The organism is Puia sp. (assembly GCF_036500295.1).
GTDB lineage: Bacteria > Bacteroidota > Bacteroidia > Chitinophagales > Chitinophagaceae > Puia.
Map to the genome: position 1 here is coordinate 208,304 of NZ_DASYCH010000092.1, position 13,145 is coordinate 221,448.

At 57.4% G+C, this 13,145-nt stretch carries 6 protein-coding genes; all 6 read right to left on the minus strand.

Features of this window, described 5'->3' with window-relative positions:
- Positions 1 to 9: 9 nt before the first annotated feature.
- Genes VGM48_RS18065 through VGM48_RS18090 form a run of 6 tightly spaced genes read right to left on the minus strand, consistent with a single transcriptional unit; the run spans position 10 to position 13,106 of the window.
- Complete coding sequence (locus VGM48_RS18065; RefSeq protein ID WP_331581709.1) at positions 10 to 1,407, minus strand: glycoside hydrolase family 28 protein; 1,398 nt, start codon at positions 1,405 to 1,407, stop codon at positions 10 to 12.
- The gene (locus tag VGM48_RS18070) at positions 1,407 to 4,406 is read right to left on the minus strand and encodes a DUF4450 domain-containing protein (RefSeq protein ID WP_331581710.1); all 3,000 of its coding nucleotides are present in this window, start codon (positions 4,404 to 4,406) and stop codon (positions 1,407 to 1,409) included. The genes VGM48_RS18065 and VGM48_RS18070 overlap by 1 nt, the downstream gene beginning before the upstream one ends.
- Positions 4,403 to 7,072 carry a glycosyl hydrolase gene (locus VGM48_RS18075; protein WP_331581712.1) on the minus strand — a complete coding sequence of 890 codons (2,670 nt, stop codon included), beginning with the start codon at positions 7,070 to 7,072 and terminating at the stop codon, positions 4,403 to 4,405. Before VGM48_RS18075 ends, VGM48_RS18070 begins: the two co-directional genes overlap by 4 nt.
- A gap of 13 nt (positions 7,073 to 7,085) precedes the next feature.
- Positions 7,086 to 8,276: an oligogalacturonate lyase family protein gene (locus VGM48_RS18080; protein ID WP_331581714.1), complete on the minus strand. Its 1,191-nt coding sequence runs from the start codon at positions 8,274 to 8,276 to the stop codon at positions 7,086 to 7,088.
- A 12-nt stretch (positions 8,277 to 8,288) separates the two neighbouring features.
- Positions 8,289 to 9,842, minus strand: a complete 1,554-nt coding sequence (locus tag VGM48_RS18085) for a RagB/SusD family nutrient uptake outer membrane protein (protein WP_331581716.1) — start codon at positions 9,840 to 9,842, stop codon at positions 8,289 to 8,291.
- 18 nt (positions 9,843 to 9,860) lie between these two features.
- Positions 9,861 to 13,106 (minus strand): TonB-dependent receptor, encoded by a 3,246-nt coding sequence (locus VGM48_RS18090; RefSeq protein ID WP_331581718.1) that lies wholly within the window; start codon positions 13,104 to 13,106, stop codon positions 9,861 to 9,863.
- Positions 13,107 to 13,145: the final 39 nt, after the last annotated feature.

A 13,145-nucleotide genomic window follows, 5' to 3' on the forward strand; every position in this document is an offset into this window, starting at 1 on the left:
GACGTAGTTTTAAAGGTTCACATTTCTTGAACTGGTGACGGCGACTTTTGACCCATCCTTTGTATTGATGACCAGTTTTTTTGTTTGCCAGTCTTTTGCAAAACTGATCGCACCGGCGGTGGCCGCATTGATGGTCGTGTTTTCGATATGTACCCCGGTGATCAGGGATTGCTCCAGGCCGCCGGCGACGATCGCTTTTTTGGCGCTGGCCACGGTGATCCCCGAGACTTCGATATCCTTGAAATGCGGGGTGCCTCTCTCCGCGGGTTCCACTTTGTGCAGCATCGTCTTCCAGTGAGCGGGGATGGAATCGGGGTTATAGCCGGCAGGCAGGGTGGAATAGCTGTAGGCAGGGTTCCAGTTCATGGTGAAGAGGATGGCATTGCCGACGCTGTCCATGTGGATGTTGCGGACATGGATGTCTTCTACCGTTCCACCCCGTGTCGTGGCCGATTTTATGTGAAAGCCGTTGCCCGTTCCTTTTGCGATGAGGTCGGTGGCCAGGACGTGGCGGATGCCGCCGGAGGTCTCGCTGCCGATGGTCAGCAATCCACCGCCTTTACGGGCGGTGCAATGACGGATGACGACATATTCGGTGGGGCGGTTGACGCGAAGGCCATCCCAGTCGCGACCGGCTTTGAGACAAAAGTCATCGTCGTTGCAGTCGATATCGCAGTTTTGGACAAGTACCCAGGAAGAAGAGTCGATGTCGACGCCGTCGGTGCTGGGGCCATGACCGTTCTCATTGTTGCGGACGGTGATCCCGTCGACGGTGACATATTTTGAGTAGAGTACCTGGCAGGTCCAGAAACCTGCGTCGATGAATTTGAGTCCTTTTATCGTGATGTCTTCGCTGTTTTGTACGAGCAGGGTGCGGACGCGTTTTGCGTCGTAGTCGACGATCCACCGAAGGCCTTTTGCATCATAGGTCTTGCGCATGTTCCAGTATTTGTCCCAGCAGAATTTGCCGCGGGCGTTCACCGTTCCTTCGCCGGTGAGGGCGGCTTTTTTTACGTCGATGATATTGATGAGCGCCGCGGGCCAGCGCATTTCGATGCCGGCGATGCGGGTGTCGATCTCGGGATAGTCGGCGAAGTCCTGGCTACCGAGCAGTTCGACACCTTTGGCGAGGTCCAGTGTTACGCCGGCTTTGATGAAGATTGAGCCGGTGAGATATTTTCCGGGGGCGAGGGTGACGATGCCGCCGCCCTTTGCGGCGCAGGCGTCGATCGTCTTCTGGATAGCCTTTGTCGCGAGCGTGGCGCCTGTATTGTCTGCGCCGGTGACGGGGAATGCCGTCTTTGACGTGGGGAGGCTCCGGGCACCGACCCTGGTCGTCCAGTCGGGGTCGTTGTTTGCGGATGCGTTGGTGGCGATGATGACCAATAAGAAAAACAGGTACTTCATTATTTCGTTTTTAGTAGTGTTATGCTCATGAGACCGATGACCACGTCATGGGCGGTGGCGCGAAGGACGAGGTGATCGAGTTTTTTTGTTGGGTTGATGTTCATCTCGAGAACGGTGGCGGCGCCGCCGTCGATGGCCCGATTGGTGAGGCCTTTTATACTGGTATATTTCGGCCGGTCGATGGGTTCGCCGGTTTTGAGGCTGACGCGAAGGGGATGCGGTGCACCGGTGGTGAAGGCGAGGCCATCGTCGAGACAATCTTCTTCGATGGGCCACCAGTTGCCGGGGTTGTCGAGCGGGAGCCGATCGGTGCTGCCGTCGGTGTAATAGACCGTGATGAGCCCGTTGGTCATGCGGGATTGCATGGGGTTGGTGGTGCCTGCCATCAGAAAGACGGCTTTTGTGGCGTTGCCGGTGAGTGGGATGGATACCGAGTCGGGGAAGTTGTCCCAGCGGGTGGTGAAGATGATGTTACGGCCCTTTTGCGGGGTGATCAGTGTTGCGTTGGGCAGTTTGATCTCACCTGCGGCGCGGAGGCCGGCGTCGTCGATATTAGCGGTGACGAGGGGGTAGCACCAGTTGCCGATGCCCTGGGTGGGGATCTGTAGGGTTGGGACGGCGGGGCGGGGTGAGAGGTAGCGGGGTTTGAAGATGTTGGTTACGGAGTCGTTGAAATAATTGGTGAGGTCGATGGGTTGGGGAGTGGACTTTTTTGACATGACGGTAACGTGGAAGATGTCATCGGTGGAGATGGTTATCTGGCGCGTGACGACGGTCGATTGCACAGGGACATTGACATGCCAGACCGGCGCGGGCGGCACTACCACCCGGCGTGTACCAAGCCGAAGGACAAGCGTCATTGGATGAGAGAACCGGGAGGTTATCGTGTATCCCTCTGTGTTACCCTTTCTTTTGAAGTCGATGTCGATATCGGGGATATGAAGCGAGGCTTCGGGCCATTTGGCGGGCCAGCCGGGGGTGATGGTGAGGGTATCGTGGAGAGCGTCGGGTTCGATGCCGAAGAGACCTTCGACGAGGCTGCGGGCGGCCATGCCGATGGGATCGCCGAAGTCGCGGTAGAGTTCGCCGCGGACGGCATCGTAAGAAGAGAGTTGCTGGAAGTTGCCGGGAGAGGCATCGAGGTACATGCTCGCCACAAGTGAGCCTTTCCAAAGGCGGAAGGCTTCTTCGGGACGGTGCCCTTGCCAGTACGCCAATGCGGTGTTCAGCGATTCGGCGAGGGCTACGTTATTAAGCGACCAGGTATAGGGTTGCCAGTTGGTAGTGGAAATGGTATACAGCGTGTTGTCGTCGAGGCCGGCGGCGCGGATGGGGATGTGCGGGATCTGGCTGTCGATGTACTCCAGGGCCCGCGAGTTTTGAGAGTCGGCACCGACCCGGCTATCGATCGCCTGATAGATGGTCCAGACACCGGGTGCGGTGTGGAGATTAGGGTTGTGGCCCCAATCAAGATATTCGGCCCAGGTGCCTTGCTGGGGAAGCCAAAGTTTCTTGTTGATGGCGTTGAAAATATGATCGGCTTCGGCACGGTAGGGCGCCGGGTTTTCGCCAATGAGGATGGCAAGATCGGCTGCGAGTTTATTGGCGCGATAGTTATAGGCGGAGGAATGGGTGACGCCGCCGCCGCCGTATTCGAGGGCGTCGCTGGCCCAGATGCAGCAGTAGGCGTCATAGAGTCCGTCACCGTCGGGATCAAAATTTCTTTTTTCCCAGGCGAGATGGCGTTGCAGCACGGGCCACATTTGTTTGACGTAGGCGGTATCGCCTGTCCAATAAAAGTGCGTCAGCAACTGGTCGATGAAGACCAGGTTCATATCGTAATGATGCGGGCGGATATCGCCGTTGGGATTGCGACAGATATAGCCGCTGCTGAAGAGGCTGGTGCCGATCTTTTCGAGTTGCCGGGCGAGATGAAGGGCGGTGTCGGCAATGACCGGACCGTCGGTGGGGGTGGTGATTTGGGAGAGGGCGTAGGAGGAGAAATGTTGTCTTGCGCGGTCGTGCCAGCCAAGCGGGTCGGCGACATAAGGTCCGCGCCAGGCGGGGAGATGTTGGCGCCAGGCTACGGCGCCATGCAGGTAAGAGGGCGCTTCCCAGATGGCATCGGCAGCAACGGCGAGGGCTCCGCCAAGGGTGTTGATCCAGGGATCGGGGGTTTTTAGCAATACCCGGGCAGTGAGTTCTTTGCGGGCCGATTCGGCGGCTTTGAAGAGGGCGGGGAGGTCGGCGTATACCGGTTTGGCGGAAGCTGCAGCCGCAGTGGCTATGGCGGCCGGGTCGCCGGCCGCAGCTCCCGGCGTGGAAGCGGGGTTGCGGATCAGGATATAGAGGGTGTCGCGGATGGTCAGTTCGGCATGAAGAACGGGATACTTGTCGGTGGTGAGCTTTGTATCGGGGGGAAAGACGCCTTCGAGGGTTTTGTTGGCGCCATAGGCGAGATGGAAGGAATTGCCGCTGATCGTGTATTGGTTCTCGTGACAATTGGCGGGATCCAGATCGAAGGAAGATTCCGGGTCGGCGCCGATGTCGCCGTCGCGGGAGAATTTCTTGCCGGTGGCGCCGCCGAAGCTGGCGCGGAGGGTGGGTTGGCCGCCGGTGGCATTCAAGCGGAGGATAAGGCCTTCGGCATCTGCAAGGGCAAGAAGCGCAAGACGGAGGGTGGCGTTGCCGAGAGCCGGGTCGCGGATCTCATAGAGCATGCAACCAGGGCGATAGCTTGCTTTTATGAATTTGGCATGGGTAAGGCCGAGACTGAGGTTACCACCCATGCCAGGCATATAGAATGCGAACTCCGGAAGATCGCCGGCCTCCACGCGGAAGGCGGTATGAGTGCCATAGAGGGCGCGGTTGAAGCGGCGGGTCCCGTTTGTGATAACAAAGTCTTCCCCTTCGGGGTGGTAACGGACGGTACGGGTTTGGGCCGGAGCAAGCGCCGGGAACAGGATGATACAGGCGATATAGAGATGCCAATGCTTCACGATCTGGCGGGGATCAACGGGGTGAGGGTGACAGGCCCCATCAGCCCTTCGTCCACCGGGGTCCATTTTGATGCGTCGAACAGGCCATCGGGTCCGCGGTTGGCGCGGTCATGGGCCGGGAAGTTGGTGTTATAGAATTTTTTCCAGGGGATGTGTTTGCGATCCATATCGATGATCTTGTTGACCATCCCGCCGGTGACGGTGATCTGGAGGGTGTTATGGGGCTGGACGGCCGATGCGGGAATCGTCAGGCGAAACTCCGGGCCGATGAGCGTAGTGAGCTTTTGGCCGTTGAGCGTCACCTCGGCGTTGCGGACGACTTTGCCGAGATCGAGCAGCCATGCCGCGGCATTACCGCCGGGACGGGCGAATGTGGTGGTATATTTCACGGCGCCGGCGAAGGTCTTGTCGGCCCAGGGGCCCAGGTGTAAGTCGGTGCCGATAGGGATAGGCGCATCCGAAGGAGTATAGTAGGCGAACAGTGGGCCACGCGGCGCAACATTGGTCTCGACGAGACAGGTCCCGCCGGGGCGCAATTGCAGATAGACGGTGTTGCCTTTTTGATGGGCGAGACCTTTTTCACCGGTCATGGGGTCGAAGATGCCGGCGGCGGTAAAGGAGGTGTTCAGGCGGAGATAGCCGGTAAAGGGCTTTGTGCTCTTGTTGACGATGAAGTAAACCTTGCCGTTGCCATAGTTGCGGCGGATAAAGGCGAGGCTGTCGTCGACGAGGGTTTCGCGGGGGGTATTTTTTAAGAGGGCTCCGAGGTCGGCCTCTACGGGAAAGGAGGTCTGCGGGAAAGGAGTGGAAGGTCGGCCGAGCCCGGGGACGGAGCTGGGAAGATTCTTATAAACGAGAATGGTGATGCCTTGTTTTGCAAGGGTAATCAGCCGTTGAAAGGTGGCGGCCGGCATATAGGTACAGGCCGGAAGAAGGATGGTCTTGTATTGAGATGGCAGGGGTTGCTGCAGCTGTTTGTCGGAGACATAGTCGAAGGCATAGCCATGCGACTGCAGATAATCCGCGCATTCCCTGAAGCCCGTGTTGCGGAAATCCGGGTCCATCCGGTCATAGTGTTTCAGCAGCGCATTGCCGGGACCGGGTTCCGACCAGCTATCGTAGATGGGAAAGTACAAAAGGATGTCGTTGTCGGGTGTGCCTTGCTGGAGAAAGGACTGGCAGCGGGCGACATACTGATTAAGCGCGGAGAAATCCGGCCAGGAGGGGTCCATCGGGGTAAAGTGGACGGAAGCATAGAAGAGCCAGCCGGGGAAGGGATCGTTCAGCGGCGTATAGGCTGTCCCATGGTAGAAGACGTGGTTGACGCCGCCGAGGAAGAAACCGTCGATCGCCGTTTTTACATCGCTATAGGTGCTGAGGAAATGTTCGTTCAGCCAGGTGACGGTCTCTGCCGAGGCGAGCTTCTTTCCGGTGACATGGGCGGCGGAGGTTGCGAATTTATAGCGAAGGATCTCCTGGCCTTCGGTCTCGGGGATATCGCTGGCGGCATAGAGATCGAGGATATTGGCGGGGGCGCCGTGGGCCTGGTTGCGGATGAGGGCGCCTTTTGCATGTGCCCAGTCATGCCAGGGCTGGGTGAACTGTTCCAACAGCAGATCGGAGACCGTCTCGCGGTAGTCGCAGAGGACGCGACTGTTGTTCTCTTTTGTATCGCGGCCGAAGAGGGCGGGCAGGTGTTGGCGAAGATCGTAGCCGCGATGTTGTTGGAAGGCGGCGAAGAAGTTGGCGGTCCAGTTGGATTGGCCGCGGGAGTCATCGACTTCGTAGCTGTCGTTGAAGAAGCAGCGGAGGGGTGCAAGGTCGTGCCCGGCGAAGGCGGTGTCAAAGCGACTCAGGTATTTGTGCAGGGCCGTCGCGGAGAAATGATCGATGACATTACCCTCGGCGCCGGGGGCTGCGCGTTCGACCATTTTCCCATGCCAGCCGAGGAAGAGACCGTAGAGCGTCCAGTTGCTGCCGCCAGGCGCCGTCCAGCGGAGGTGGCCCGCCGCATCTACCCTATCGGTGAGATCGAGAATGGCGCCGCCGGAGGAATAGGCCATCAGGGTCTGGAGGGGCGCCGGGTCGGGGAAGCGTACCTGGAAAAGGGCGAGCGCCTGCAGGTCCTTGTTGGCGAACAAGGGTTCTTTCAGTTGGTCGATGGTGGTGGGCCGGCCGTCGGTATGAACATAGGGTTCCTGGCGGAATCCAATCGCCATGGTATCGGGCAAAGTGCTGCCGCCGGGAAGGGTCCAGGTCTTTACGAAGAGTTCCCGGCAAGCATAGGTGGAGTCGATGAGCGGTCCGCCGCCGAAGGGCCAGCCGGTACCTGTGGACATATCCAGGGCGAGGCCGAGGCGTTTGGCTTCCTTCAGCGTATAGGAGAAGAGGTCCATCCATTTCGGTGAGAGGTAGTCTACGAACTGGCTCTCGGTCCCTTTTACGCCATAGATGGGTGTTAGTTCGAGGCCACCCAGGCCGGCCTGCTGGTATTTTGTCAGATTGGCGGTCAGGTCTTGCCGGTTGACGGCACTCCCCATCCACCACCACCGGGTCCAGGGTTTTGTCTGCGCGGTGACGGCAGGCCATTGAAGCTGGGCGCGGAGGGTAAAGGGCAGGATCAGGAGAATGAATAACCGAAACAAGCGGCCGGCCGGATAACGCATGAGTTACACTGGTTTATGATTTTTTGCACTCCACAGCATACACTTCTTCCTTCCCTTCAAAGTTAGCGCGGAAAATGACCCATTTATTATCCGGGGAGAAATGTACGTTCGGCTCCAATTTATAGAATTGGTCCTTCATATTCACCAGTCGTTCGGCAACAAAATGATCCCCGTCGGGGTGGAAGAGATAGATCCAGCGGCCGTCCTTTGCGTGGGCGACCTGACCGGCATCCCCGCCATCGCCGCAGAAGAGCTTCTGGTCGGAGGCGACGTTGAAATGGATGGACCATTCGTCGCGGGTCATGGCGTATTTCTTTTCCACGCCGGTTTTCACATCCACTCCGCCGAGATAAAAGGTCTGGCCCTTGGGTATCTGCCAGTCGAAATAGATGGTCTTGCCATCGGGGCTGAAAAATTCGTGACCGGCGATCTCATTCTCCACGGTCCGTTTGTGCATCAGCCGCACTTCGCCGGACTTCATGTGAATGGTCCAGATACGGTCAACCTTCTGCCAGGGTCCTTCGTGGCAAAACATCAGCAGATCGGGATCGGTGGGGGAGAACTGGATATGACCGAGCCAGGTATTCTCGCCGTGGATCACCTTTAGTTCTCCCGTTTTCAGGTTGATGGTGAAGAGTTTGTTTGGGAGATGGGCGTCGAAGATGCGATCGAAGAAATCGTGTTTCTCGGGATATTTCCGGGAGATCTCTTTTTGCTCGTCGCTGGCCCAGCCGCCGGCCAGCAGCGTTTCGTCGGCGTTCAGCGTGGTAATGCTACCCTTGAAGTCGGCGGGGAAGACGAAGACGAGCCGGGTTTTGCCGGCTTCGATGCCCGTGTTATACACGCTGTCATGGCGTTGCCAGTATACACTTTTGCTGTGATGGCCGACGATCTCGGCGTTGCTGCCATTTTCGCTGACGCGATGAAGCGCCAGGGTTTTGAGGTCGACGGTATAGAGATGCTTTCCCGTGCTGTCGGTGGAGGAAAAGATCATTCTGTCGCCGAGGAATGGATTGTTGTGGAAATAAAAGCTGAGGTTATTGCCTTCTTTCCGGGACAGCCGCACTATTTTATGGTGGGTGTCCTGATCGATCCATTCATCGGGCATCGCTTTCTTCGGGCCTGTTTCTTCCAGCGGTTGCGCCAAAATTGTCGTACGAAGGAGGAGCATGACCGCTGGAAGAAGGAGGTGGGATAGTTTCATATTACAATCGATTTATTGATAGCCTGGGTTCTGGGTATAGAGTCCTGGCGCCGTAAGGATCTCCTGTTCGGGAACGGGATAGATCACGAAGGCCGGGATGACGTTGCTGATCGTCGTGGACAGGGTATCGGCGGCGATCCAGGTGTTCATCGTCGATACGGCCATGCCTTCGCGGACCAGGTCGTTCCAGCGGATGCCTTCACCGAGGAATTCGCGGCGCCGTTCTTCCATCAGGGTTGCGAGACTTACATTGGTCAGTGGGTCGATGCCGGCGCGGCTTCTGACCATGTTGACGATCTTGTCGACATCGGCCTGGGTACCGGGTGTGGCTCCATGAAGGATACATTCTGCTTTCATCATCAGCACATCGGTGTAGCGCAGGACGATGAAGTTGACGGGCCAGTCGTTATATGCCGTGCCGCGTTTGGCGATGTTGATGTATTTTTTGATAAAGGGATCGGAGGTATCCGTCGTCGGTGGGCTTTTGGTGTCGACGGGGTACTTCCACATGATATTGAAGGTATCGCGGACATCCATTTTGGCGCCCATACTGGCGGCGTACGAAGCCCGGAGGTTCCGGGAGATATTGTACGTGGACGAACCATAGCCATTGTTATAGGTTCCGGCGATGCCTACCCCACCCCAGTACCCAAGCGGCGTGAGCTGGCTGGGGAAGTCCGCGCCGTTGTTGGTACTCATATACTGGACGTCGAAGATCACTTCGGGGTTATTCTCGGCAGTATAGGAGAAGATATTGGGATAGCTGGCGCCGAAGGTAAACTGGTTACCGGCGATGATATCGTTAAACTGGGCAAGGGCCAGATTCCATTCGTTGCTGCCCATGGTGGGACCGTCGACGCCGTCATAGGTGGGGCCCGAACGGGTAAGGTATACCAGGCCGAGCATGCCTTTGGCAGCCCATTTGGTGGCGCGGCCGATGTCGGTGCCGGTATAGCTGGGGGGCAGGCTGTCGATGGCGGTGTTGAGATCGGAGATGATCAGGTCGTATACGTCCTCGACAGGGCTGCGTTTTACTTTTGTCACAGCGGCAGCCGACATCACGTGATCGATGATGGGCACCTGGCCATAGAGTCTGACCAGCTGGAAGTAGTAGAAAGCGCGCAGGAAGTGAACTTCGCCGGCGAAGCGTGCGCGGAGGGTGGGATTTGTAATATTCCCGCCTTTTGTCGTGAGATTGTCGAGTACGCTGTTGCAGGCGTAGATGCCATTGAAGTTGTTATCCCAGCCGGTGTTGATGAAGCCTACGGTGGTCAGATTGGGGGAGAAATTCCGGATGGCCTGCCAGTCCCGGTTTCCATCCGAGGTGGCCAGGATATTATCCGAACGGATCTCACCCATCCAAAGAACCTGATCGGCATAGGCGCGAAGCTGGTTATACGAACCGTTGACGGCCTGGGTGAAATCGTTGGTGTTGCTATAGAACAGGCCGGTGGTGATGCTGGACGGCGGTTGTTGGTTGAGTTGCTTATTGCAGGAGATGGCAAGGATGCCGAGGCCGAGGGCCAGGCTTCCTGCGATGCTATATATATTTTTTATTGCTTTCATTACACTTTGTTTGGAGTTTTAGAATACGAAATTGATCCCTCCGACCAGCGATTTGTTGAGCGGCGCGCCGCCATAGTCACCGGGCAGCGGATAGGTTCCGTTGGTGAGATTGGTGTTTTGCGCTTCGGGGTTTACGCCACCCTTGTATTTATCCGAGCCGATCCAGTTGAGGGCGGAGGCGTAGATGCGGGCGCTGGCGAAGATGCCGCTCTTGACGATGCTCTTCAGGTTAAAGCCCAGGGTGATGTTCTGGATACGGAGGAAGTCCGTCGAGTAGATCCAGTCCGTCGTTGTAAAGGGGATCTGGTAGGCAAACCCGATGCGGCCGCGGGCGGCGCTGTAGTTCTGGCGGGAGTCTACGAAGCGGTTGCGCCATACACCGAGCGTGGTGCCAAGACCGTTACCCGGGTTATCGATGGCGCGGGCGATATAGGACATTATCGCACCGCCGTGTTGGCCATACATCATGATATTCAGATCGAAGGCCTTGTAACGGAAGGTATTGGTGAGGCCGAAGGTATATTTCGGCGTAGGCTGCCCGGCGTGCACGCGGTCGTTGGCATCGATGAGCCCGTCGTGGTTGACGTCGAGGTATTTTTCATCCCCGGCAACCTGCTTTGGCAGCTTTGTCACTTTCGAATCGGCGATATCGGCCGGTGTCAGGATGCCGATGGTCTTGACGGCGAAGAATTCGTACATCGGTTGACCGATCTGCAGGATAAAGGGCGGGGTACCGGTGCCGAAGGCGTTGGGTACGTTGATGAGGGTCGACTGGCCGCCGAGGTCGAGTACTTTGTTCTGATTGAAGGCGATATTGCCATTGGCCGTCCAGCTAAAGTTGCGCGAACGGTAGATCGTGGCGCCGATGCCCAGTTCGAGGCCGCGGTTCTGAACGGAGCCGATGTTCTGCAGCTGCGATGTCGCGCCGCTGGCGGCGAGAGTGGGTACCTGGAGAAGAAGTTCGGTATTCTTTTTCTGATAGACGTCGAAGAAGATATTAATGCGGTTGTTCCACACCGTTGCATCGAAGCCCAGGTCGTAGGTGTTGGAAGTTTCCCATTGCAGGAAGGGGTTGGGCAGGCCGTTGGGGACCTGGCCGGTAACGGCGGTGGCGGTACTGCCGCCAAAGCTGTAGTTAGCCGGGGTAAGGGTGGGGATAGCGCCATAGTCACCGATATTGTTGTTACCCGACTTCCCCCAGCTGGCCCGGAGTTTCAGATCGTTGATAAAACCGACCTGCTGCATGAACTTCTCCTGGGAGACGCGCCAGCCCAGCGAGAGAGAGGGGAAGGTGCCGTATTCATTAGACTTGCCGAAACGGGAAGAACCGTCGCGGCGGAACGAACCGGAGAACAGGTATTTTCCCTGATAGCTGTATTGAAGACGGCCATAGTAGGAAAAGAGAGAGCTGTTGGACTCGGTCGTATTGCCGGTGACGGTAACGCCGGCAGTGGTGGGAATGGCGTTGTTGAGTGTGTTCACCAGGTCATTGGCAAAGCCGCCGGCCGTTTTTAGCGTGAAATTCTCGAGATGGACGTAGCTATAAGAGACCCCGGCGATCACGTTGATGGTATGGTCTTCGTGGAAGGTCTTTACGTAGTTGAGGGTATTCTCGTTGACGTAGTTCTGTTTGGTAAAGCCGCTGTAGGAGCCGGTGGCGTCCTTACCGGGGGTGTTCAGGCGATCGGTTACATTTCCGGCGACGAAATCGGAGACGTAGCTTTTTGTATTCTGATTGGATTGATCGTAGTTGAAGGTACTGCGGGCGGAGAGGCCGTTGATGATCGCATATTCGCCGTACATCGTATAGAGATTGCGGGTCGTCTTTACGGTGGAGATGACATTCTTCAGATAGGCTACGGGGCTTACGCTGGAGGTGGCCCAGCCATAGACGGCGTTCTTACCGGCGCCCGTGTTCATGCCCGCGCTGTCTTCGACGACGGGGATCATGTTGTACAGATGTTGCAACTGGTTGTCCTTGCCTTCCGCGCTGGGAGCCTGGATCACGGAATAGGTGGGTGCGATGTTAAAGCCCAGTTTGAGTTTTTTTGCGATGGTGGCTTCGACGTTGGCGCGGGCGCTGTAGTTGGTGTAGCCCGTATTGAGGAGAGCGCCGGCCTGGTTGAGATAGTTACCCGAGACAAAGTAGCGGACGGATTCGGTGCCGCCGCTGGCCGAAAGCTCGTAGTTCTGAAAGGGGGCGGTGCGGAAGGCCGAGTCCTGCCAGTTTACCAGTTCGATGCCCGGGTGGCCGGGCAGGGTCCAGCGGGGATCGGGCATGTACTTGTTGTTATAGGCAGTGGGTCCGAGACCGAGGATGGCCTGGCGTTGGGCGATGGGCTGATCCGCGGTGCGGCCGGTTCCGCTGTTGACCCAGTTATAGTTCTCCAGGTCGGTAGCCATATTGATCCATTCCTGGGGTTTGAGCATATCCAGCTTTCTTGCAACCTGGTTGATTCCCGCATTGGCGTTGACGGCCAGTCTTGTTCTGCCGACCTGACCACGCTTTGTCGTGATCAGTACGACGCCGTTGGCGGCGCGGGAGCCATAGATGGCACCTGCGGCAGCATCCTTGAGGACCTGGAGGCTTTCGATATCGTCGGGATTAAGATTGTTGAGGGGGTTGCCATTGGAGAAGCCTCCGGCGGTATTCTGGTTGGTGATATCCAACGGGAAGCCGTCGATCACATAGAGAGGTTCGGTGCCGGCGCTGACGGAGCCCGTCCCGCGAACGAGGAGGGTGAAGCCGGAGCCGGGCATTCCGGTCTGCTGGCGGACGGTTACGCCGGGCATCTGGCCGATCATGGCCTGGTCGATACGGGTGATGGGATGCTCCTGGATACTCTTGGTATCCATGGTGGCGACGGCGGCGGTAACATCGTGGCGCTTTTGCGTACCATAACCGATGACGACGACATCATCCATGGACTTGTCGCCTTTGACCATGCCGATATTTACCGTGGTGGATGCCCCGACGGAGATCTCTTTATCCTGGAAGCCGACGTAAGAGACGACGAGGACACCGTTTTTATGAACAAGGATGGTGAACTCGCCATTTGCATCCGAAGTGACAGCGTTGCGGGAGCCTTTGACGATGATACTCGCGCCGGGGATGGGTTGACCGGCTTCGTCGGTGACTTTACCTTTGACCTGATGTTGCTGCGATCCCTGATCCTGTGCCGACAGTGGCCCGGTAGACAGCAGGAGCAGCAGGGTCCAGGCAAGGGTGTACAATAAGCAGTTCTTTGCTCGGTGAAAGTTCATACTGGCAAGTGTTTGATTGTGTAGTAATAGTCGGGCGCC

Coding starts and splice junctions, on each gene's coding strand:
- VGM48_RS18080 (WP_331581714.1), bottom strand. CDS start 8,276: ATGAAACTATCCCACCTCCTTCTTCCAGCGGTCATGCTCCTCCTTCGT.
- VGM48_RS18090 (WP_331581718.1), bottom strand. CDS start 13,106: ATGAACTTTCACCGAGCAAAGAACTGCTTATTGTACACCCTTGCCTGG.
- VGM48_RS18065 (WP_331581709.1), bottom strand. CDS start 1,407: ATGAAGTACCTGTTTTTCTTATTGGTCATCATCGCCACCAACGCATCC.
- VGM48_RS18085 (WP_331581716.1), bottom strand. CDS start 9,842: ATGAAAGCAATAAAAAATATATATAGCATCGCAGGAAGCCTGGCCCTC.
- VGM48_RS18075 (WP_331581712.1), bottom strand. CDS start 7,072: ATGCGTTATCCGGCCGGCCGCTTGTTTCGGTTATTCATTCTCCTGATC.